This window comes from Ectobacillus sp. JY-23 (assembly GCF_023022965.1).
In the GTDB taxonomy this organism is placed as follows: Bacteria; Bacillota; Bacilli; order Bacillales; family Bacillaceae_G; genus Ectobacillus.
The window spans coordinates 2024180-2047257 of record NZ_CP095462.1 but is presented as its reverse complement, the minus strand read 5'-3'; the positions used below and the strand labels follow the sequence as shown (position 1 = coordinate 2047257).

The following is a 23078-nucleotide window of genomic DNA, read 5'->3' as shown; positions in this document are numbered from 1 at the left end:
ACTACATGTAAGCTTACATTAAGGAGCTGATATAGATGAAAGCATTGTTACTTCACGAAAAAGGACAATGGAAAGATATGAAAATTGAAGAGGTGAGCGCGCCAACGCCTCAAAAAGGGGAAGTATTGGTTGAGGTGCATGCTGCAGGCTTAAATCCCGTTGATTATAAAACAGGCACAAACGGCAATCCAAACTGGGTATATCCACATATTTTGGGCTTAGATGTTGCAGGTGTAATCGCAGAAGTCGGCGAAGGTGTGACGGAATGGAAGAAAGGCGATCGTGTTGTATATCATGGCGATTGGATTCGCCCGGGCGGTTATGCACAGTATTCCATTACAACAGCACAAACGGTGTCTCGTATTCCAGACAGCGTTTCGTTTGAGGATGCCGCAGCTATTCCAACTGCGGGCTATACGGCTTATCAAGCACTATTCCGCAAACTGCCGCTTAATCGTATTCACACAATTTTGATTCACGGCGGTGCCGGCGGTGTAGGCGGATTTGGCGTACAGCTGGCGAAATTGGCAGGTAAAACAGTTATTTCCACAGCGTCTGCTCATAATCATGAATACGTCAAATCACTGGGCGCGGATTATGTCATTGATTACCGGGAAGAAAACGTAAAAGAAAGAATTATGGAGATTACAAACGGCCGCGGTGTCGATGCGGTTGTCGATGCGGTAAGCAGACAAAGTGCAACAGATTCACTAGACATGCTGGCATTTATGGGACACATCGTATATATCGCCGGTACACCTGATTTTGCACACATCAAGCCATTTACCAAAGTGGTGTCTTACCACGAAATTGCCCTTGCGGCAGCACATCAAGCAGACTTCGAATCTCAAAAGGATTTAGCGGTTATGGGAGATGAGATGCTTGCATTACTGGCGGAAGGTAAAATCTCTTCTTTGCTGGAAGAAGTTATCTCTTTTGAAGAAGTACCAGCAGCCCTTGCTCGTTTGTCTGAACGTCACGTGAAAGGCAAGATTGTAGCAAAAATTAAATAAAATCATAAAACGAGGATAGGTCACGCTATCCTCGTTTTTACTACCTGCTGTTGTGCAGGCACAGCATTGACGACTATCCTGAACAAACTTATAATTGTATGTACAAACAAATATTTAAGGAGAAGGAGCATGAAGCGAAAAATTGCAATGGTAACAGGAGCAAACAGAGGAATTGGTTTTGAAATTGTCAAGCAGCTTGGGCGTTCTGGTATCACCGTTGTTATGACGGCTCGAGATGAGGAAAAGGGAAGAGCTGCGTGTGAACAATTGAAGCAAGAAGATTTGGATATTCACTTTTTCGCTTTAGACGTAACAAACGAAGTCCGTATACAAGAGGTTGCCTCTTACGTACAGCAGCAATTTGGTATCCTTGATATTTTAATTAACAATGCAGGTATTTATATAGATAACAATGATAGCATTTTAGACATAGCCTTAGATACCATGCGGACAACTGTGGAAACCAATGTCTACGGCCCTCTTCGGCTTGCTCAGGTGCTGGTGCCTTTGCTTAAGCAAAGTGAAAGCGGGCGTATTATCAATGTGTCGAGCGGAATGGGAGCACTCTCGGATATAGGAGCGTTTTATCCATCCTATGCGCTTTCGAAAGCAGCTTTAAATATGATAACTATGCAGTTGGGAGATGCCTTAAGAAAAGATGATATATATGTAAATGCCATGTGCCCAGGCTGGGTTCGCACGGATATGGGGGGACGCAGCGCTCCGCGATCTGTTATAGAAGGTGCTGACACTGCAGTATGGCTGGCGACAGCGGATATCAAGCAATCGGGTAAGTTTTTTAGAGATCGCAAAGAAATTTCATGGTAAACATATATGTTGCAGAAGTAGCATAAAACGCAAAGGCTTATGTTCTTCAGTCGGCGCTCTAAGTTAAGGTAACAACGGCAGGGCTCTTGTGAAGTTCTGCTATTGTTTTAGAACATGTAGATAATTCCAGTTGAAAAGCAAACATAGTGAGCTTTATTTGTGATACGATATGTAGGATGAATGCAAATAGCGGGAGTTGATTGAATGGAACAATATTTTTGCGGGTGTTTATATTTTACTGCGAATCACCTGGCAAGATTGATGAATAAAATGGCCGAGGAAGAATTTACACAGCTTGGTCTCTCGCCAACATATGCTTTTTTATTAATGGCTGTCCATGATAAACCTGGTATCACACAAACAGAGCTAAGCAATACATTGCATATCGCACCGTCTACGACAACCAGATTTGTTGAAAAGCTGGAAGTGAAAAAGCTGGTGGAGAGAAAAAATGAAGGCAAATTAACGCTTGTGTATCTGACAGAAAAGGGAGCAGACATACAGGCTGATATTAAGGTGTGCTGGAAGAATCTGTACAACCGATATGCGGACATTTTAGGAGAAGAAACAGCAAAACAGCTAACAAATCAAACGTCTTTAGCTGCTACAGAGTTGGAGAAGCATAAATAAAAGTTTGTATGTACACGCAATATCGATTTTTAAATAAGGGCTGTGTTCATTTTACGCTCTCTGACTGCCGTACTCCCGTAACGGAAATCAAAATAAACTTTATCAGAGTCAAAACAATAGAAGCTAGACCATCGCGGATTTGTAAGCGATGGTCTTTTTTATGGATGTATGGTATAGAGTGCAGAATTCTGATACAAACTACATACTAAAGGGAGGTATGTGTGCAATGAAACATGTTATGATGTTACTCATAAAGTTTGGGATTTCTACAGTGGCGTTCGCAATTGGTTTGGACTTATTTTTTGATGCTACAATTGTAGACATTTTATCATTTAGTGTATTTGTTACGATTGTAACGTACGTATTCGTGGATCGTGAAATTTTACCGCGTCTTGGCAATACAGTGGCATCGATGACGGACTTTTTGCTCGTGTATTTAAGTGTATGGATATTTGGTAGCTATTTATTTGAAGGCTATCTGCAGGTTGCCTGGGGTAGTGGTATTTCTGCTGTGATCATTACGGTGGCTGAAGTGTTTGTCCACCGCTATTTACTAGGTGGCATCTCTGAACGCGTAAAGCGAGAAAGAAGCATGTCATTTAACCGTCGTTTTGCTTATGAGTTTGCAGAGGAAAACGAGATACATAATCCTAAAAAAGAAGAGTAAAACCGTTGCCTATTGGCCGCGGTTTTCGTTTTGAATCCAAAAGCGCTTTACGGCATTGTCATCGTCTTCTATGAACATAGATTCGAAGACGCCGCCATTTTTTAAAATGGTTCGTTCTGATCCGATATTGTCTTCGTCACAACATACAAGCACACGATCAATGCCAAGCTCCTTTGTCTTTTCAAGAGCTAACGCTAGGATACGACTTGCATATCCCTTGCGGCGTTCCGATGGACGAACGCCGTAGCCGATATGTCCTCCGCAGTTTAACAGATGTTCTGTCAGCGCATGACGAATATTTACTGCACCGACAACTTTTTCTTCATCTACCACAATATGTAGAGGCAGGCACCCAGCCAGGCGGCAAGCATTCTGCTAGTTCCCCCTCTCTTAAAAAGCGCAGCATCTCCTCAAAATCGGACGGGTCTTTGCTGATGACCCAAGGCACCATCGTTTCGCCGCTTGCCTTCCATTCTTCGTAAAAAGAAAGGTAGGCAGCTTGTAAATCACGAGTTGGTTTTACTAAACGCATATGTATCCCCCCTATTTCTACTATACGATAAAATCACTATTTTGTATTTTAAGTAAAAAAATTATTATTTTAAGTTTTTTGCTTTTTAGAAAGAAATCCGTATAATAGAACTATCCTATATGCGAGGAGCAAATGTGTATGTTGCAAGCTGACAGATTGGCAGAAATTAAGCGCGTACTGCAGTTGCAGGGAGAAATGAGCTTAGAAGAAATGATGAAGCAATTTGGTGTGTCACGTGATACGGCACGGCGTGATTTAGTAAAACTATCGGAGGATAAGGACATTCTACGCGTTAAGCGCGGGGTGGTTTTACGTTCACCAAGCAGCTATCGTGACAGACCAGCGACGCCAGCAAAAGAAGCAATTGCAAAAACAGCCTGCGCATTGATTCAGGCTCATGATACGCTGATTTTTGATACATCAACAACAATTGAGTTAATTGCGCGTTTTATGGGGAATCGTCCAGTGTCGGTAATTACAAATTCTATTGATGTAATGAATGTGCTGAGTGAATACCAAGATGTAGAGCTATATGTGACGGGTGGCAAATTGCATACCTATCACCGCAACTTCGTAGGCCCTGGTGCGGCGGAGGAAATGCGGAAATACAGCGCGAATAAACTGTTTATTGGCGCCTGTGCGATTACAACAAAAGGATTAACATCTCCTGATGAACAGGAAGCACACGTAAAAAAAAGTATGATACAAGCGTCAAAACAGGTTATCGTCGTGACCGAGTATACAAAGTTTGAAAAAGCATTTTTGCACAATGTATGTAGTCTAAAGGAAATTGATATCATCATTACAGATAAAATGCCAGGAGAAGAAATGCTGCAGCATTTACAAGGCATCCAATTACTTATAGCAAAAGGAGATGGAGAGTATGAAGAACATTAAAACCGCATTGGTAGGATACGGATTCTCAGGTGTCACATTTCACGCCCCGTTTTTACAGGCAATGAAACAATTTGATGTGATAAAAGTAGTATCCAGCAATGAAGAAAAAGTAAAGCAAGATTTTCGGGACGCAGCGGTAGTACCACAACTGGAGGATGCGCTTCGTGACTCTAGTGTAGAATTGGTTGTGATTACGACACCGAATACCCTTCACTATGACATGGCTAAGCAAAGCATACTGGCAGGTAAGCATGTGATTATTGAAAAGCCGATGGTCGTTGAGCCGGCAGAAGCAGAAGAGCTGATTGCGCTTGCCAAGGTGCACGGTGTGATGCTGAGCGTGTATCAAAACAGACGCTGGGATAATGATTTCCTGACGATCAAGCAATTGCTTGCGCAGAATAAACTGGGTGATATCATGACGTATGAAGCGCATTTTGATCGCTTCCGTCCGCAGGTTCGTGACCGCTGGAGAGAGCGTGAGGGCAGAGGAACGGGGATTTTATACGACCTTGGCTCACATTTAATTGACCAAGCGCTGCATTTGTTCGGCATGCCGCAGTTCGTAGTCGCTGACGTGACAGAACAAAGAGAAGGTGCGCAAACGGATGATTATTTCCATATTGTAATGGGGTACGGCAAACGCCGCGTCATCCTACATGTTGGCTCCATTGTACCTGGGCAAGGTCCAAAATTTTTGGTGCACGGTACAAAGGCGAGCTATATTAAATATGGTCTTGATGGACAGGAGGACGCTTTAAAAGCGGGGAAAAATCCGCTTGAACAAGGGTGGGGCGCAGATCGTCCAGAATGGTATGGAAAGCTGCTGACAGAAGAGACAGAAGAAATCATTGAAACTGTACCAGGCTCTTATAGTTCATATTATCAAGGAGTATACGAGCATATTCGCGGCGGTGCACAAAATCCTGTACCAGGTGAAGATGGACTGCGCACGATTCAAGTTATTCGTGCAGCCTTAACAAGCAGTATAGAAAAGCGTTTTGTATATATGGACGGTGAGGCGCGTGGATAAGCAATTATTACAAGAAAAGCTGGGGCAGCTGCAGGTGGAAGAAGCGGAGCTGCAATTCCAGACATTTAACAATGAAACAGCGTTTCAGCTCGGTATGCTGATTGTGCAAGCAGCCAAACAAAATGGACAAAGGATTGCGGTAGATATTACACGAAACGGGCAGAAGCTATTTTATCATGCGATGGATGGCACAAGTCCAGATCAGGAAAGCTGGATTGCCCGTAAGTCAAATGTCGTGAAGCGTCATCATCATAGCTCCTATTATATGCGCGTTTATAATGAACTGAAGGAGCGTTCCTATTTTGACGCATACGCTGCAAGTCCGGCTGAGTACGCAGTGCATGGCGGCTCATTTCCGATTATTTTAAAAAATACTGGTGTTATTGGAACAATTACCGTTTCTGGGGCATCACAAGAGGAAGATCATACGCTAATTACGAATGCGCTTCGCATGCTTCTTATCAAAACTTCTGTGTAGTCACAGGAGTTTTTTGCCGTTTTGCCTAACATTTGTAATGAACTCTTCATACAAAGTTCACGACAATTTCATATGAATGTGATACAGTATCTCTGTCATCGCAAAACAAAAGAAAAGGTGAACAACATGCAAACAATGCAAGAACGAATTACAGAATGGACAAACTTTTTATTTATCTATAAATTTGCTTTAGATGAAATTGATACGAAGTTAACCATACTCAATGAAGAATTTCAATTTGTGCATCAGCACAACCCGATTGAACATATTAAATCGCGTATTAAAAGTCCTGATAGTATTAGGGAGAAGCTCGAGCGCAAGGGGCTTGAGGTGACTGTTGAAAATGCCCGCGAGCATATTCATGATATTGCCGGTATCCGTGTGATGTGCTCCTTTGTATCAGATATTTATAAAATCTTTGAGATTATCAGCAACCAAGATGATTTACGTGTGCTACGCGTAAAGGACTATATTAAAAAACCAAAGGGAAACGGCTACCAAAGTCTGCATCTAATTGTGGAGGTGCCAGTATTCTTATCTAACCGCATGGAGAAAGTGAAGGTCGAAATTCAAATCCGCACAGTGGCGATGGACTTCTGGGCAAGTCTTGAACATAAGATCTATTACAAATTTGATAAAACAGTGCCGAAACACTTAACTGACCAGCTCAAGGAAGCGGCGGAGATGGTAAAATATCTTGATGAAAAAATGAAGCGTTTAAAAGATGAAATGGAGCAATTTAAACAAGAGGAAGATACGAGCGTTGACGACGTGCAGCCATTGCTTCAACTATTATAGGAAAAGTGCCGGAGATGTCCGGCACTTTCTTCATGAACAGGAGGAAACAGCTATGAAAAAAATCATCATCATCGGTTCTCCAGGTGCCGGTAAATCCACACTGGCAAGGCAACTAGGGGAATTCCTCCACATGGATGTATATCACATGGACACTATATTTTGGATGCCAGGCTGGAAAAGTATTTCAAGAGACGAACTGATTGAAAAACAGAAGGAGATTATAGCAACGGAAAGTTGGGTTTTAGACGGCGATTATCATTCAACGTTAGAGCTGCGGCTTGCAGCGGCAGACACCATTGTGTTTCTCAACATGTCTCGTCATCGTTGTTTGTATCAAGTGATAAAACGACGCTTTCAGTATAAGGGGAAATCAAGACCAGACCGTGCTGCAGGCTGCCGCGAACAACTCGAATGGTCATTTTTGAAGCTAGTGTGGCAATATCCGCGTACAAAAGCACCAGGCATTGTAAAACGACTGTCACAGTTGCAGCCCAATCAAACTGCAATTATCCTTCGTTCCCCAAAAGAAGTAGCCGCATTTTTGCATCATATGAAATCATCTTGATATATACCTGTTACAGATTTGACCTCTTTTTTGTTTCCTTGAGACACTCGTTGTTCAAACTCAATATTCGTTGCAGAAACTAAAACGCACGAACGCTTTTCATTCGTTACACTACATACATAGCAGTAAAATCGTGAAAAGTAAAAGAGATGGAAACGGATAAAAAGGAGTTTTTACAATGGATCAACTCGACTTAAAGAAATATGAAAAAAAGATTATTATTCGCAATCTTACATTTAAAGATATCGATAGCATCATCGAATTGCAGGCCTCTTGCTTTCCTGGTATGGAGCCGTGGACGCGCAAGCAGCTCAGAAGTCATTTGGAGCACTTTCAGGAAGGACAATTTTGTGCAGAGTTTGAAGGAAAAATCATTGGCTCGTGTTCTAGCTTGATTGTGAACTTCGATGAGTACGATGACCGTCATACATGGGATGACATTACCGATAACGGATACATTACAAATCATGACCCGGACGGCTACAATATGTACGGCATTGAGGTCATGGTACACCCTGAATACCGTCGTATGAAAATTGGCCATCGTTTATATGAAGCGCGTAAGGACTTGGCACGCCGTTTAAACTTAAAAAGTATCATCATTGGTGGACGCATTCCGAACTATCATAAATATGCGCATGAAATGTCACCGCGGGAGTACGTAGAACAAGTGATGCTGCATAAAATTTATGACCCTGTGTTATCATTTCAGCTGTTAAACGGCTTTACGCTAATGCGTATCAATCCAGGATACTTGCCAGATGATAAGGCTTCTAATCAATATGCAACATTAATGGAATGGAATAACGTCGATTATCATGCCAATACAAAGCGTTTTTACAGAACTTCCTTTCCGGTACGTATTTGTGCCGTACAATATAAAATGAAGCAAATTAATTCCTTTGAAGAGTTTGCGACGCAGGTTGAATATTACACAGATGTAGCTTCTGATGCGAGCTCTGACTTTGTTGTGTTTCCGGAGTTGTTCACAACGCAGCTCATGTCGTTTTTACAGGAGCGTTCACCAAGCCGAGCGGTGCAGCGCATCACGGAATTTACAGAGGATTATATCAACTTATTCACTGATTTGGCGGTGAAATATAATGTTAACATTATCGGCGGTTCTCACTTCGTAGAGGAAGAAGGGCGTGTGTATAACATTGCTTATCTATTCCGCCGTGACGGTACGATTGAAAAGCAATATAAAGTGCATATCACACCGAATGAACGAAAGTGGTGGGGAATTAGCGCGGGTGATTATATTAAAGTATTTGATACAGATTGCGGCAAAATTGCGATTCAAATTTGCTATGACATTGAGTTTCCAGAGATGGCACGCATTGCCACTGAAAATGGTGCTAAAATTATTTTTACGCCATTTTGTACCGAAGACCGTCAAGGTTATTTGCGCGTGAGATATTGCGCGCAGGCACGTGCTGTGGAAAATCAAATCTATACAGTTATCGCTGGAACAGTCGGTAATTTACCGCAAACAGAAAATATGGATATTCAATACGCACAGTCCGCCATTTTTGCACCGTCTGATTTTGAATTTGCGCGCGACGGCATTGTGGGCGAGTGTAACCCAAATATTGAAATGGTTGTTATTGGTGACGTAGACCTCGAAATTTTACGGAGGCAACGTCAGTCCGGCACGGTTCGCCAATTGAAAGACCGCAGGCGTGATGTGTATTCCGTTCAATATAAGCAATAAGAGAAAACAGTCCAATTAACCGGACTGTTTTTTTTGAAAGGAATTTTTTTACATGAGGAGAATAGATAAAAGAGAGAAATAGGAGAGGTGGCAAAATCATGAATAACAATGGATTGTTCATGCAACTGCAAGAGAATGTAAGCAGAAGAGCAAAAAAGGGATATCCCATCCTACTGGCGGGCGCGTTGTTTTTTGGCAGAACTAAAACAAGAAGTACATACAGATACACAACAGATGATGTAAAGCTGCGCTCAGGACGAGTACAGCTTTTTTTATCGAAAATAGGTGGTCTTCAAGGAACGAGAAGGACGAGGCCTAATGAGTAAGTGGTGGTAGTTCAAAACGTTTATCTTTATAAAAAAACAGACATAACTGTAATAAGTGATAGCGTAGTACTTATAGTAAGAGAGAGAAAGGGGACATAAAATGGAGTTTCCGTTGCCGAAGGCGCTTCAGCAGGCAGGAAATTGGTGTGTATTTGATGAGGATTTTCCTTGGAATCTTTATGAGGTGAGAGAAGATGTGTTTGGATTGGTAGGTCAAACTGAAGTAGCGGTTCTCTTTTGTGATACCTGTGAGGCGAATCAGATTTTGCTTCACATGGGGGAAGAGGAAGAGGAGTTTTTGTTTCCACTTTACGGTTATTATCATCAGCGCAGCAAAACCATTTTTATTTTTATGTGGGAAGACTATGAGCGCATGCTGGAAACGATTCTACATGAAATCCGGCATGATATGCAATTTCAGCAAAGTTTAATTCGTCATGTATTTCATGCGGAAAGACATTTGCCATATGAGGAGCGTTGGATTGAAAAAGACGCGCGAGAGTTTGCGAGAGAAAAGATGAGAGCGTACAAGCGAAGGAAGGCATAAGCCTAGGTGCTTATGTTTTTTTATGTAGAAAAGAACGAGTGACGTACTAGTAACAAAAGGATGGGGCGAACAGCTCTTGCATATGTTCAAAAGAGCGCCATGCGAAGTTTAATGAAAAAACAGACTGAAAATTCTATAAATAAGGTTGAAGTAGCCGCCGAAAGATGATTTAATTAAATAAACTGAACAGTCATTTTTAATTAAAAAACAGGTGAATATGAACAAGAAAACGTTTCTACGCTGGAAATGTAGGGGGATATGAAAATGATTACATTGAAACGAATGAGTGATTGTACATGGAATGAAGCGATGCAAGCATGGAATGAAGGATTTCAAGGCTATTTTGCCGATATGACGATGACAATGGAGCGCTTTACAGGCCGTTTTGGGCTGGAGGGATTGTCACCTGCGCTGTCTGTAATTGCATTTGACGGCGATATACCGGTTGGTATGATTGTAAACGGCATAAAAGAGATAAAGGGAGAAAAGGTGGGATGGAACGGTGGTACTGCTGTGGCCCCGGCTTATCGGAAGCAGGGCGTTGGCAAAGTGATGATGGACTTTGTTTTGGATGTGTATGCGGAAAATGGTGTGACGGTCGCTACGTTAGAGGCAATTCGTGAAAATGAAAAAGCAATTGCTTTATATGAACAAAAGGGCTATCGAATGTTTGATAGATTGGTACATTTGAAGCAAAACGGCAAACTGCATCTGCCGGAAGTAAAGAATTTTACTATCCAAACTGTGCACCCTGCACAAATTGTGACGCTCTCCTTTTACGTACAGCACGCCCCGTGGCAAACACAGGCGTTAAACGTACGAGACGCCGAAGCTGCCATTGCATATGAAGGGAATGAAGCAGTCGGTTACGCATTATATAAACATATGTACAACGAACAAGGAGAGCTAACGCATATTTTGTTGTATCAATGTGTAGGCATGGGAGCACAGGAAAGAGAAATTGTAGCCTCACTGCTTCATCATGTTCTACGGTCGGATGTAGAATGTGCAAAAATGGCTATCAATCTACCAGAAGAAAGTACCGCAGCTGCATTGTTACAGGAAGCGGGCTTTATGGTGTACGTTTCACAGGTACAGATGAGAAAAGAAATGTAGGGTGATGAGAGATGGAGGAGATTCGTAGGCTAGAAACAGAGACAGAGCTGCGGCGCTTGCTTGCTATTGCGACTGAGGCATATCCAGGCGCGTACCCGCAAGGAAATACAGAACAGGTTTGGCCATCTTTCAAACGTCAGGTGGAAGAACCGAGTATTACCATGTATGGCTTGTATCGTAATGATCTTATGGTCGGCGGGATGAGACTGCATGACTTTTCGATGAATTGGAACGGTATCGGATTAGATGTCGGTGGTGTTGGTATGGTATGTGTGGATTTTCATGCTTTGTGGCGCTACGGATTGTTGCAGCTTTCTGATGAAGCGTATGTAGGTGAGCTGCAGCAATTGTTTCGTATACAGCAAAAACCGCTGTGCGTGACAGCATTTTAAAAGGAAATGGTACGCAATCTATAGTCATCCAGTTGATTAAAGCAAAAATGGTTTCCTAGTCTGGAAACCATTTTTGTACTTGACTATACGCTGTTACCGATTTGTTTATCACGTTTACGTAAAGAGATGAATGGTTTTTCTTCTAGAAATAATGATTTAGATACGTACCTAAAACAATGAAAGCCCTACCTCTCTTTCATCCTTACGGCTCCTTGTCCGCGCCAGTGTGAATTAAGGTTGCAAAAATCAAGTAAGCTATTTGAAGAATTTTTAAATGTGCATAAAAGAAATGTAGATAACGAAATTAGAGTAGATTGTAGAAATAACAAAAGAGGTTAAAGCTATTAAAAGTAGTTGAAGAAGTTAGATGTCTTAGAAATAATTTTCTATAATAATCGCCTTACTAGAAAAATCTGGATACTTTTTGAGGGGTATATACCTATAACTAGTCTTAACAAAAACTTTTTATTTGAACTTCAGTGATGCCTTTAATTAATTCCAGTTCACTAATCAAAAATTCATATGCATTATCCAACATCTTTTTTTCACTTGCATTAAGTGCCTTTTCTTTCTGCATCCGCATTAAATCACGTACAACCTCAGCACCTTCTTGTATTTCACCAGTTTTAATTTTGTCTGTGTTCAACTTATACCTTTGTTTCCACGGTAGTAGTCGATCTGATTCTCCATGGTGAAAAATGTGTATAATGTGTTTTAATGCAAGTAAATCCGTAACGGGTCGTATACTTGAACTCAACATTTTGCTTGTTGGAATCATCACTTGCATATTACTAATTGACATTTTTATGACATAATACTGTTGTGTTTCCCCTGAAAATTCTTTTTCTTCTATCGCTTCGATTATACCTGCTCCGTGCATTGGATATACAATGTTATCGCCAACCTGAAACATATCATTCACCTCCATATATGGTAACCTTTTTAAGTTTATCACATATGGATTTTTTTATCAAATAATTAAAAATATCATATTTTTAATTTCGTGTCAATGATTTTTGTTTAAAATTAGATGAGATAAAAGTGACATCACATTTGTTGTAAGTCTGGTCATATATTGACTCTGTTAAAGTTCGGTGTTTATTCTCTTTATGGGAATTCGCTTTCCGCGAACAGTCAGGGAGTCTCCTCAGCGCTATGCGCCTGCGGAGTCTCCCTTTGACTCCCTTTTCTCTCAAGAGTCTCACTCCCACCAGCAAGTGCAAAGTAGCCGGGATTCCTATCTAAATGAAGTGCTTGTGATGTATTTAGGCAAGATGTAAAGATTGCTGTAAAATATCGCCGACAATTTGCCGTGCACTTTCTTGCCGGTGAACTTGACTGAGTGCCTGGCGCATCTCTGACAACCTATCGCCATGCTGCAGTAAATGCAGAGCTTCTGTAACAATGCTTTCTTTATCTCGGACGGTAATGGAAGCACCAATTTTGCAAAAGTATAGAGAGTTTTCCTTTTCCTGTCCTGGCACTGGGCGGTACAAAATGGTCGGTAGCTTTGTCGCAATGGTTTCTGACAGTGTAATACCACCGGGTTTGGTAATCATAATGTCGGCGAGCTCATATAATTCGTGCACATCTTCCATGTAGCCAAATAGCTTAAGTTGATTGTGATAACGTAGTTGTAGCTTATGAAGTTGGTTATAGAGCTGCTCGTTTTTGCCGCATACAATTACGAGTTCCATATCGCTTTGTTCCAATAGCTGCGTGGCAATCCACTTGATATTTTTGACAACGCCTTGTGCGCCGGCCATAATGAGCAATCGCTTTGCCTGTGGATTGAGGTTGTACTTATGTAACAATTGTGATTTGCTTTGCTCTGTTTCAAATGCCTTACGGATAGGGATGCCGCTTACATATACTTTGTCACAAGGCACACCGCTTGCCATAATCTTTCCCTTCACATCCTCTGTTGCCGCGTAGTACCGATCAATCTCAGGATGCACCCAGGTGCTGTGCAGGCAGTAATCTGTAATGACGGTATAAATCTTAAAGTTTCGTCCTGAGCGTCTGCGCCATTCTGGCACAGTGCTGACAGGAAATGTGGTAATTATAATATCTGGTTGTTTCTCTTGAATGATGGCCTCTAGCTTTTTTTCTCCGATCCGGCAATATAATTTTCCCGCTTTTGTACTGTAAACACGATCCATGCCATAAAAGAACATTTTATAGAGAGAAGAACCAACGGAAAAGGATTGCTTATATAAAAACTTTGCTGCTTCATTCCAATACGGATATGCTTCCGCATACAAATCATAAATATCAACAGTTCCGATGCCAAACTCCTGAAACGTATGCTTTAACGCATGAGAAACTTGATTATGCCCATTGCCAAAACTTGCAGTAAACAGAAGTACCTTTGGTTGCGTCCTCATATGTCTTCCTCCAGCGCCCAAATTTATCGTTTCAGACCATATTATAAAGAAGAAAACTAAAGGAATTGTAAGAAAAGTCTTAAGTTTTTTTGAAGATTTTGTAACCTATGTTTTGCATCATGTAAATAGATATTGCTAGGCACCTATATAAGTCTACATGATTCTTTCGACAGATAAACAGCGAGAAAATCACAGCGCCAGAACGCCTCTCTACGTATGTTCTTACTTGACACCCGTCTCTTAGGCCCCGACTGCAACCATACATTGCCTGTTCTTCTTTCCCATCCAAAAAAAGAATGTCGGTTTTTCTAGTAGTACTTATATAGCATCTTTGTGAAGCAGCAGTTCAGAATGGGGGACTTTACATGTGGAAGTATACAGCTATTTTAGTAGGCTCTTCCAATACCTCTGAGCTACAAAATGGCAGGATTGTAGATATACATATGAAACAAGTAAGCGTATGGCAAATGAACTTATTTTTACATGGGAGCAGGAAGCGAGTCAGTGAACAAAATGACAATAAGTCACAAAAGTCAGGAACTTTTTCTGACTTTTTATAATGGAAAAATATGACTAAACTCACTACGGAAGGATTTTATATCCGTCTATACTTAACTATAGATGCAAAATGTAAATCAAACGAGAGGGAGTGAACAGGTTGACGAAATGGATTCAATTTTCGTTAAAAAATGCCGGTGTGATTTTTATTGCCATTCTTATGATATTGGCAGGGGGATTGTATTCGGTACAAACAATGAAGAAAGAAGCAATGCCAAATGTTGATATTCCGTATATGCTTGTACAAATTCCATACGTGGGAGCAACGCCTGAGCAAGGTTTGGAAGATGTTGGTAAGCCGCTTGAAGCGGCGCTGTCAGGACTGAACAAAGTAGAAAATTTATATATCGAGTCCCATAGTAACTTTGTAATGGCTATTTTAGAGTTCAATATGAATCAAAAAATGGATGATGCCGAAAAAGATGTAACCACTGCAGTTGCAGCTGTTAAACTGCCAGAAGGAACAGGAAAGCCGGTCATTCTAAAGGACGGTCCTGCGTCTGCACCGGTGCTGATGTTTGCACTGGCTGCGAAAGGAGCCAATCAATCCGACTTAACGCAGTATGTAAACGATCGTGTAAGGCCAGCGCTTGCAACAGTTGAGGGTGTATCTAAGGTTGATATCTCCGGTGAAGCGGAGAAGCAGCTTGCAGTTACATTAGATCAAGATAAAATGAAGGAAAAGGGCGTTACGTATGAGCTTGTAAAACAGGCATTTCTCTCGCATAACTTCTCATTTCCAGCCGGTCAGGTGAATGTAAACGATAAAACATTAAATGTGCAGGCGGACTTCAAATTAAAATCGGTTCGTGATGCGGAAAACATTGAAATACTCACACAGACCTCAAATGGTTTGCAAAAGGTAACATTGTCTGAGGTGGCGACGGTTACCTATAGCGATAAGAAAGAAACAGTGTATACACGCTTAAATGAAGAGGCGGCTGTTTTGCTTGAGTTGAAAGCACAAGCAGGAGAAAATGCGGTAGAGGTTGTTCGTCAAGCGAAGAAAAAGCTGAAAGCTCTCAATTTGCCAAGCGGCTATGAGTTCACAATGCTGTATGATAGCTCGAAGTACGTAGAGCAATCGGTTAATAGTATGCTTCGTGAAGTGTTACTGGGTACGCTGTTTGCAGTCATTGTAACGTTTGTATTCCTACGAAACGTTCGTGCTACGATCGTAGCGGTACTATCCATTCCGCTGTCCATTTTAGCAGCGATGATTACCATGAAATATTTACAGTACACGTTGAACATGATGACACTAGCTGGTATTGCGGTAGCGGTCGGCCGTGTCATTGACGACTCCATTGTGGTAATCGAAAATATTTATCGTCGTACGTTAACAGCAGCAAAGCGTGACGAGCATATGATTTTGACAGCCGCAAAAGAAGTGGGAGGAGCGGTTACATCCTCTACACTAACTACAATGGCTGTATTCGGACCATTGTCTTTTGTACCGGGTATCATCGGTAAATTTTTTGCGCCGTTCGGAATCACTGTCATTGTTGCGCTGGCGTTTTCACTCATCGTTTCTTTAACAGTTGTACCGTTGTTGGCAAAGTTGTTCTTGCTGAACATTCCCCATAAGGAGCCGAAAGAAGGAGTATTAGAACGAATATATAAGAGAGCAATTGCTTGGACTCTGCAGCGCCGCGTGATGACGGTTTTACTGGCAATAGTAGTGTTTATCGGTTCACTTGCCCTTGTACCGCTCATTCCAAAAAACTTTATGCCGGAAGAAAAGGCGATTATGTTTAATTTAACGGCAGATCTACCGGTTGGTACATCTCTTGCTACAGCCAATGAAACAGCACACGACCTAGAGACAATTATTAAGAAAGAGAGTCATGTAGAGAATTACCAAACCATTGTAGAAGGTGAAAAAATTCGTATTTCGGTGAATTTGAAAGAAAGTGTGACAAAGGAACAAAGTACGACATTTGAAGACAATGTACGAAAGGAATTGAAGGAAGTTCCTGATGATGTTGAAGTTGCATGGACGCCGATGGGGATGACAGGCGGCGGTCAGTTTATGTTGATTGTAGAAGGCAGTAACAAGGATGATTTGCAAAAAGCTGGAGAAACAATCGTTGATAAATTACAGCATACAGAAGGGCTCGGTAACGTAAGTACAAACCTATCTGGTGTAAAACCGCAGCTTAGTCTAGAGATTAGTGGGGAAAAGGCTACTGAAAAAGGCTTAAATCCTATTATGATAGCAGGCTTTGTACGCAGTTTAATTTCCGGTGAAAGTGTAACAAATGTTCAAATCGAAGGTAAAACAACCGCTGTAAATCTTGGCTTTAAAAACGAGGGCTTACAATCCATCGATGCCATTGCGGCACAAACAATGACAAACGCGATGGGGCAACCAGTGAAGCTTTCAGAAGTAGCAACGCTATCAGAAAAGCCAGGTCCAACAGCATTATATCGTTTAAATCAACAGGAATACGTACAGGTAACAGCACGTTTTACAACGGATAACGTTTCCGGCGTACAGGAAGCGGTAAACAAAAAGTTAAAGGATATCGAACTGCCAGAAGGTGTGACATATCGCTCCGAGGGGCAAGCAAAAGCCATGAGCGAAGGATTCCAAAATATGGCCATTGCGATGGTGGTTGCAATTGTGCTTGTGTTCCTTGTGATGCTTGTGACATTCGGAAACATGCTGATGCCGATAGCGATTCTATCTTCACTTCCGTTTCTATTTAGCGGCGGCTTGCTCGGATTGTATCTCACCAAGCAATCGCTCGGCATGCCGGCTCTTGTCGGCTTCCTGATGCTAATTGGTATTGTGGTAACAAATGCTATCGTACTCATGGATCGTGTGATGCAAAACGAGAAAAAAGGGATAGAATTGCGCACTTCTCTATTAGAGGCAGGTGCTACACGACTTCGACCAATTTTAATGACGGCTCTTGCAACAATCGGTGCTTTATTGCCGCTTGCGCTGTCAACAGAAGGCGGCCTCATTTCCCGCTCGCTCGCCATTGTCGTTATCTCAGGTCTGCTCACATCTACACTATTGACGCTTGTCATCGTACCAACCACATATCATATCATGACGTCTATCAAACAGCGTTTTTCTAAGAAGCCAACGGCGGTAGAGCGGGGTGAATCAGCATAAAAAAGAGGACCGAGGTCCTCTTTTTTATTATAGGCTCTGTTAAAGTTCGTTGTTGCTTTCCGTTACGGGAGTTCTCTTTCCGCTGGGTCTCTCTTGACTCGCTTTTCTCGCAGGAGCCTCACTCTCGCGAACAAGTGTCCGTTATCAAAATTAGGCTTTAACACAGCCTTATTATAAATGGGGAATATACCTCACCTTGACAAAAACGCACCGATTTGGGGCACAATACCTCAAAAGGAGGTGACTGCCGTGGCGTTTGCGATAAATCCATTTTTGTCAGAGCGTGATCGACAAATCTTTCGGCGCGAGCGGCGATTGTTTTTAATTGCGGTATCGTCTGGGACGCTTCTGAATCCGTTAAATTCGTCCATGATTTCTATGGCGCTGCACGGTATACAGGAGACATTTCATCTAACATTTGCCGCCGCATCATGGGTTATTTCGGCATTTTATCTCGCCAGTGCGATTGGACAGCCCGTGATGGGACGATTAGGAGATGTGTTCGGCAGAAAAGCAGTATTTCTAACGGGGCTTCTTATTGCCTTTATTCCAGCGATTACAGCGCCCATCATTTCATCATTTGCTGCATTGGTTATACTGCGTATTATACAAGCCATTGGCACGAGTGCGATTTATCCTTCAGGCATGGGACTTGTACGTGCACACATTCACTATAAACAAGGATATGCACTTGCTGTCATTTCCATATTTTCTTCCGTCACAGTTGCCCTTGGCCCCACAGTGGGAGGCTTCGTGATAGCACTAGGGGATTGGCCTGCAATTTTCATGATTAACATTCCATTTCTGCTTGTCAGTTTTTTATTGGCTTGGTTTATGTTTCCTAAAGAAACGCATGAACGTCATTCCTTACGAGAAGTTGCTCATTTCTTAGATATACCGGGTATTCTGTTGTTTGCGGCTACGCTCATTACATTACTTATATTTGTTCTTTCCTTAAAAGCAGAGCCGCAGTATGTTATGGGACTTGTTGGTGTAGTTACATTACTTCTATTTATAAGACACGAGTGGAAGACAGAAGCAGCGTTTATTCCGCTTCGTATGTTTTATGAAAATCGATTGCTTACGTATGTAAACTTTACTTTTGTTTTGTTAAACATATACAACTATGTGCTATTGTTTGGTGTACCAGTATATCTTCAGGATCATTTGCATCTCAGCTTATCTATGAGTGGCTTGCTGATGCTATTTATCGCTGGCTCCGGCATTGTGGTCACACCTATTACAGGAAGATGGACGGATAAGGTGGGGGCGGCACCTGCGCTGATGTTGGGGGCAGGTTTTATGCTTACCGGTGCAGTACTACTCGCCTTTGTATTTACAAAATTGCCTGTTTACGGTACCATCCCTGTGTTGCTGTTGCTCGGTATGGGGTATGGCTTTCAAAATATCAGTTTGCAATCTGCTATGCTAAAAGCGGCACCTCCTGAACAAACGGGTGTGGCATCTGGATTATTTCAAACAGCGAGGTACATTGGTGCAATCTTCGCATCAGTCTTGCTCGGGAGTTTATTCGGTCACGAGGTGACAGCGAGTCATATGCGCATGCTGGGTATCATTCTAATTGGTTTAGCGTTCGCCAGTATATGGATGAGCAGAAAGCTTCGTCACCTATAACAAAAGAGCACGCCGCCGCGTGCTCTTTTGTTAAGCTGCTTTTTTCTCTTCTGCTTTTGTAGAAAGACGCGGGAAATTAAAGACAATTGCTAATGCACCGCAAATGGCAATTAGCATTGGATAAAAGCAAAACGGTAAAATACTAAGCGGAGAAATTGATGCAAATGCCGCTGCCGTCAGCATTTGTGCGCCGTACGGTACGAGACCTTGCACACAGCAAGAGAAGATATCCAAAATGCTTGCTGATTTACGTTTATCAATGCTGTATTGATCTGCGATGTTCTTTGCAAGCGGACCAGCAAAAATAATAGAAATCGTATTGTTGGCAGTCGCCAAGTTTGTTGCACTTACAAGGCCGGCAATACTGAATTCTGCCCCTTTTTTCGAGCGAATGTTACGCGTCATGATATTTAGAATAAATTGAATGCCGCCGTTGTATTTAATCAGTTCGACCATACCGCCAATTAGCATTGCAAGAAGCGCCATTTCCATCATGCCATTCATGCCATCCGCAACAGCTTTGAACAGCTTTGCGATGGTATAGCTACCGTCAAGCAATCCAACTACACCAGCAAATACAGTTCCGCCCACCAGTACAGCAAGTACGTTTACGCCAAGCAGTGCTGTAACTAATACACCTACATAAGGAAGAATCTTAATCCAATTAAAGTCCTTAGCCGCTACACTACTTTGATTGCCAGATGTGATAAGAACTAAAATAATAATTGTAACAATCGCTGCTGGCAATACAATGAAGAAATTTGTTTTGAATTTATCTTTCATCTCGGTTTGTTGGGAGCGGACTGCCGCAATTGTTGTATCCGAGATAAAGGAAAGGTTATCACCGAACATCGCACCACCAATAATAGTAGCCATAGAAAGGGCCATTGAGATGTCTGTTTGTGTACTAATACCCACACCAATCGGTGCAAGTGCTGCAATCGTTCCCATGGATGTTCCCATTGCTAACGATAGAAAAACCCCGATAATAAATAAGCCTGCAATTAAAAAGTTTTGCGGTAAAACAGATAAAGCCAGGTTAACTGTGGAATCAACAGCGCCCATCCCTTTTGCTGTTTGAGAGAAGGCACCAGCTAAAATAAAAATAAGCACCATAATCATAATATCTGTATGTCCGGCACCCTTTGCAAACCGTTCTACTTTTGTACCTAGTGTTTCTTTTGTATTCATCATAATGGCGATGGCTGCTGCAATGGTAATGGCAACGAGCACCGGCATTTTATAAAAGTCTCCTGTAATTACGCCTGAACCTACAAATAAAGCTAAAAATACACCAAGCGGCAATAAAGCCAAAGCACTTCCCTTCGGATTTTCCAATCTTTGCACCTCTTTCTAAAATAATAAAAAACCTCTTCTTATCTAGTAAGAAGAGGTTTCATGTATACGAAACACCCCTCTTATCTCTCAAGCAAAATGCTTGCTGGATTTGGCACAGCACTCTATAAGAGTCCGCTGCCGAGGCATCAACGGGCCAGTCCCTCCGCCTCTCTGGATAAGTGGAATATGAATTTTCAACAAAGACTAGATTACTTTATAGCGTTTTGCTGGAAATGTCAATGGAAAAAAAAACAGGTGGTACAGCAACATCCAGTAGGCATGTTCTATTTCGTATTTATAGGTATACATTACATTTTTGTTACAGAAAAAACACGGTTGCAAGAGAGAAGAAAACTAAGGATGAACCCGTTTCTTTTATAGGGTTCATCATAAAAATTTTTATAAAACTACTAGAAAAACTATTGCAGATAAAAAATAGTTATGTTACATTTATGTTACAAAAGTTACAGAGAGAAACTATAAAATTATCAACCATAATATATACATTAAATATAAATGAACGAACCAAAGGAGATAGACAAGATGGAAAACAAAACAGTACAAATGACAAAAGCAGATGTAGTAGGATTCGGCGGTGCGGCAGCAACTTTATCGGCTATTATTCTAATGTTTGCAAGCTTTCTAGGATAAGAGCAAATAGCTTCTATTATAAAATTTATACAGGATACAGGCGCATCTGATAAGGTGTGCTTTTTTAATGCGGAAAATCTGTGAAATGAGGTAGAATAAGATGGAAATGAAAAGGAGGCACACACGATGGCAATTGTTGATATCAGTATTATTCCGATTGGAACAGGTACACCGAGCGTAAGCTCATACGTAGCAGATATACATAAAGTGTTACAGAAGCATGAAGGACGTGTGAAATATACATTAACACCGATGAATACCATTATAGAAGGAGAGCTTCCTGTTTTGCTGGAGGTGATTCAAGACATGCATGAAGTTCCTTTTACGAAAGGAGCGATGCGCGTAGCAACCAATATTCGTATTGATGATCGTCGTGACAAGGAAAGCACGATGGAGAACAAGCTGGCTTCTGTGCGTTCTAAGCTATAATTAGAAAAGGAGAGAAGCGTAGTGAATGAAAATTTTCCAAAGCAATTTGATGCACTATTTGCAAAATATACAGAACTGCTTTTAGGGGAAAGTACACCTGAATTGCAGGAGCAGGTAAAATTGTGGGCATTGTATTCGCAAATTGCAAAATCGATGCCGGCACTGGCGAAGCACTGGAATGAAACGTATCCAGAGGCTAAAGCCGATATGATGCACGTTATTCAAAATATTAAACAGCTAAATGATGCACATCGTATTAAAAAATAAAGTCATAAAAGACCTTGCAGTAGCGAGGTCTTTTTGATATCTTCTAAAATGTATGTATTCTAAATTGTTTTAAAAATTATTTGTGTCAAATAATTTTTAAAAGTGATATAATTTATAGAGAAGAAGCAGAGAAATAATATTTACGTAGGGGTGAAGTACAATGGAACAACTTATGCGTAACTCATTTTTATTTTTATCAAAAAATAAAGCGCTAACAAAATTAGCAAAGCGTTATGGTTTACGTTTTGGTGCTGGCCGCTTTGTGGCCGGAGAAACGATTGGTTTAGCAACAGAAGCAATTAAAGATTTAAATAAAAAAGGTCTCGTTGTTACAATCGATTATTTAGGTGAATTTGTGGACAATGAGCGTGAAGCGAATCAAATGGCGGACGAGTCTATAGAGGCAATCAGAGCAATTGGCCGTGAAGGATTAAACTCACAGCTTTCTTTGAAGATGACATCTATGGGTCTTGATATATCGGAAAATCTGGTAATGAATAATATGCGTCGCATTTTAAATGCTGCAAAGGAAAACGGTGTATTCGTTACGATTGATATGGAAGACTACACTCGCTGCGAGAAGACAATTGAAATTTTTAAATTGCTCCGTGAAGAGTATGACAATGTCGGCACAGTAATTCAAGCGTATTTGTACCGTACGGAAAAAGATATTGATGATTTAAATCGATATAAGCCGAATTTGCGTCTTGTAAAAGGTGCATATAAAGAGCCAGAAACAGTCGCATTTCCGGATAAAGCAGATGTGGATGAAAACTTCAAAAAGATTATCAAGACGCATATGCTAAATGGCAATTATACAGCAGTCGCATCTCATGATGAAGCCATTATTGAATATACGAAAAACTTAGCGAAGGAATACAACATTCCACGTACGCAATTTGAATTCCAAATGCTATACGGCATTCGCCCGGAGCGTCAATTGGAACTTGCAAAAGAAGGCTACACAATGCGTGTATACGTACCATACGGCAATGACTGGTACGGCTACTTCATGCGTCGCCTAGCAGAACGCCCAGCAAACGTAGCGTTCGTACTAAAAGGTATCTTCAAAAAATAAAGAACACAACATCCTGTTGTCAGTAGACAACAGGATTTTTAGATTGTAAATCTATTCGGCCGATAGAAGAGA

At 41.4% G+C, this 23078-nt stretch carries 24 protein-coding genes, 1 pseudogene and 1 riboswitch; of the genes and pseudogenes, 21 read left to right on the top strand and 4 right to left on the bottom strand.

The window, feature by feature from the left end; translation table 11 throughout:
* Window positions 1-35: 35 nt before the first annotated feature.
* From MUG87_RS10690 to MUG87_RS10675, 4 genes are all read left to right on the top strand, one after another.
* Window positions 36-1013, top strand: a complete 978-nt coding sequence (locus MUG87_RS10690; RefSeq protein WP_247081904.1) for a zinc-binding dehydrogenase — start codon at window positions 36-38, stop codon at window positions 1011-1013.
* 129 nt (window positions 1014-1142) lie between these two features.
* Window positions 1143-1841 carry an SDR family oxidoreductase gene (locus tag MUG87_RS10685; protein WP_247081902.1) on the top strand — a complete coding sequence of 233 codons (699 nt, stop codon included), beginning with the start codon at window positions 1143-1145 and terminating at the stop codon, window positions 1839-1841.
* 204 nt (window positions 1842-2045) lie between these two features.
* Window positions 2046-2471 carry a MarR family winged helix-turn-helix transcriptional regulator gene (locus MUG87_RS10680; protein WP_247081900.1) on the top strand — a complete coding sequence of 142 codons (426 nt, stop codon included), beginning with the start codon at window positions 2046-2048 and terminating at the stop codon, window positions 2469-2471.
* A gap of 226 nt (window positions 2472-2697) precedes the next feature.
* Window positions 2698-3138 carry a YndM family protein gene (locus MUG87_RS10675; RefSeq protein ID WP_247081898.1) on the top strand — a complete coding sequence of 147 codons (441 nt, stop codon included), beginning with the start codon at window positions 2698-2700 and terminating at the stop codon, window positions 3136-3138.
* A 9-nt stretch (window positions 3139-3147) separates the two neighbouring features.
* Here MUG87_RS10675 and MUG87_RS10670 read toward each other — a convergent pair.
* A pseudogene (locus tag MUG87_RS10670) lies at window positions 3148-3676 on the bottom strand (GNAT family N-acetyltransferase).
* 132 nt (window positions 3677-3808) lie between these two features.
* Between MUG87_RS10670 and MUG87_RS10665 the strand changes: the two are divergent.
* The 10 genes from MUG87_RS10665 to MUG87_RS10620 all read left to right on the top strand — a co-directional run bounded on the left by MUG87_RS10665 (window position 3809) and on the right by MUG87_RS10620 (window position 11536).
* Window positions 3809-4567 (top strand): DeoR/GlpR family DNA-binding transcription regulator, encoded by a 759-nt coding sequence (locus tag MUG87_RS10665; protein WP_247081897.1) that lies wholly within the window; start codon window positions 3809-3811, stop codon window positions 4565-4567.
* On the top strand, window positions 4554-5600 hold the full coding sequence (locus MUG87_RS10660; RefSeq protein WP_247081895.1) for an oxidoreductase: 1047 nt from the start codon (window positions 4554-4556) through the stop codon (window positions 5598-5600). The genes MUG87_RS10665 and MUG87_RS10660 overlap by 14 nt, the downstream gene beginning before the upstream one ends.
* Window positions 5593-6078: a heme-degrading domain-containing protein gene (locus MUG87_RS10655; RefSeq protein WP_247081893.1), complete on the top strand. Its 486-nt coding sequence runs from the start codon at window positions 5593-5595 to the stop codon at window positions 6076-6078. Before MUG87_RS10660 ends, MUG87_RS10655 begins: the two co-directional genes overlap by 8 nt.
* Before the next feature lie 126 nt (window positions 6079-6204).
* Window positions 6205-6876 (top strand): GTP pyrophosphokinase, encoded by a 672-nt coding sequence (locus tag MUG87_RS10650; RefSeq protein WP_247081891.1) that lies wholly within the window; start codon window positions 6205-6207, stop codon window positions 6874-6876.
* Between the two features lie 52 nt (window positions 6877-6928).
* Window positions 6929-7441 carry a DNA topology modulation protein gene (locus MUG87_RS10645; RefSeq protein ID WP_247081889.1) on the top strand — a complete coding sequence of 171 codons (513 nt, stop codon included), beginning with the start codon at window positions 6929-6931 and terminating at the stop codon, window positions 7439-7441.
* Between the two features lie 178 nt (window positions 7442-7619).
* Window positions 7620-9155, top strand: a complete 1536-nt coding sequence (locus tag MUG87_RS10640) for a bifunctional GNAT family N-acetyltransferase/carbon-nitrogen hydrolase family protein (RefSeq protein ID WP_247081887.1) — start codon at window positions 7620-7622, stop codon at window positions 9153-9155.
* A gap of 98 nt (window positions 9156-9253) precedes the next feature.
* The gene (locus MUG87_RS10635; protein ID WP_247081885.1) at window positions 9254-9481 is read left to right on the top strand and encodes a hypothetical protein; all 228 of its coding nucleotides are present in this window, start codon (window positions 9254-9256) and stop codon (window positions 9479-9481) included.
* Window positions 9482-9581: 100 nt separating this feature from the next.
* Window positions 9582-10028 carry a DUF3920 family protein gene (locus MUG87_RS10630; RefSeq protein ID WP_247081883.1) on the top strand — a complete coding sequence of 149 codons (447 nt, stop codon included), beginning with the start codon at window positions 9582-9584 and terminating at the stop codon, window positions 10026-10028.
* 264 nt (window positions 10029-10292) lie between these two features.
* Window positions 10293-11144, top strand: coding sequence for a GNAT family N-acetyltransferase (locus tag MUG87_RS10625; protein ID WP_247081881.1), 852 nt, complete (start codon window positions 10293-10295; stop codon window positions 11142-11144).
* Window positions 11145-11155: 11 nt separating this feature from the next.
* Window positions 11156-11536 carry a GNAT family N-acetyltransferase gene (locus tag MUG87_RS10620; protein WP_247081879.1) on the top strand — a complete coding sequence of 127 codons (381 nt, stop codon included), beginning with the start codon at window positions 11156-11158 and terminating at the stop codon, window positions 11534-11536.
* 451 nt (window positions 11537-11987) lie between these two features.
* On the opposite strand, the gene MUG87_RS10615 is transcribed toward MUG87_RS10620, so the two are convergent.
* Window positions 11988-12449, bottom strand: coding sequence for a CarD family transcriptional regulator (locus MUG87_RS10615; protein WP_247081877.1), 462 nt, complete (start codon window positions 12447-12449; stop codon window positions 11988-11990).
* Window positions 12450-12801: 352 nt separating this feature from the next.
* Window positions 12802-13923 (bottom strand): MGDG synthase family glycosyltransferase, encoded by a 1122-nt coding sequence (locus MUG87_RS10610; RefSeq protein ID WP_247081869.1) that lies wholly within the window; start codon window positions 13921-13923, stop codon window positions 12802-12804.
* Between the two features lie 365 nt (window positions 13924-14288).
* Between MUG87_RS10610 and MUG87_RS10605 the strand changes: the two genes are divergently transcribed.
* From MUG87_RS10605 to MUG87_RS10595, 3 genes are all read left to right on the top strand, one after another.
* Window positions 14289-14483, top strand: a complete 195-nt coding sequence (locus MUG87_RS10605) for a hypothetical protein (RefSeq protein ID WP_247081867.1) — start codon at window positions 14289-14291, stop codon at window positions 14481-14483.
* Window positions 14484-14581: 98 nt separating this feature from the next.
* Window positions 14582-17608, top strand: a complete 3027-nt coding sequence (locus tag MUG87_RS10600) for an efflux RND transporter permease subunit (protein WP_247081860.1) — start codon at window positions 14582-14584, stop codon at window positions 17606-17608.
* A 249-nt stretch (window positions 17609-17857) separates the two neighbouring features.
* Window positions 17858-19243: an MFS transporter gene (locus MUG87_RS10595; protein ID WP_247081858.1), complete on the top strand. Its 1386-nt coding sequence runs from the start codon at window positions 17858-17860 to the stop codon at window positions 19241-19243.
* A gap of 30 nt (window positions 19244-19273) precedes the next feature.
* Here MUG87_RS10595 and MUG87_RS10590 read toward each other — a convergent pair whose 3' ends face one another.
* Window positions 19274-20581, bottom strand: a complete 1308-nt coding sequence (locus MUG87_RS10590) for a Na+/H+ antiporter NhaC family protein (RefSeq protein WP_247081856.1) — start codon at window positions 20579-20581, stop codon at window positions 19274-19276.
* 77 nt (window positions 20582-20658) lie between these two features.
* A riboswitch (SAM riboswitch) is annotated at window positions 20659-20763 on the bottom strand.
* Window positions 20764-21124: 361 nt separating this feature from the next.
* Between MUG87_RS10590 and MUG87_RS10585 the strand changes: the two genes are divergently transcribed.
* From MUG87_RS10585 to MUG87_RS10570, 4 genes are all read left to right on the top strand, one after another.
* Window positions 21125-21232 (top strand): DUF3948 domain-containing protein, encoded by a 108-nt coding sequence (locus MUG87_RS10585; RefSeq protein ID WP_247081854.1) that lies wholly within the window; start codon window positions 21125-21127, stop codon window positions 21230-21232.
* 126 nt (window positions 21233-21358) lie between these two features.
* Window positions 21359-21661, top strand: a complete 303-nt coding sequence (locus MUG87_RS10580; RefSeq protein ID WP_247081852.1) for an MTH1187 family thiamine-binding protein — start codon at window positions 21359-21361, stop codon at window positions 21659-21661.
* Between the two features lie 21 nt (window positions 21662-21682).
* On the top strand, window positions 21683-21928 hold the full coding sequence (locus MUG87_RS10575; protein WP_247081850.1) for a YusU family protein: 246 nt from the start codon (window positions 21683-21685) through the stop codon (window positions 21926-21928).
* Window positions 21929-22088: 160 nt separating this feature from the next.
* Window positions 22089-23006 carry a proline dehydrogenase family protein gene (locus tag MUG87_RS10570; protein ID WP_247081848.1) on the top strand — a complete coding sequence of 306 codons (918 nt, stop codon included), beginning with the start codon at window positions 22089-22091 and terminating at the stop codon, window positions 23004-23006.
* The last annotated feature ends 72 nt before the right edge of the window (window positions 23007-23078 follow it).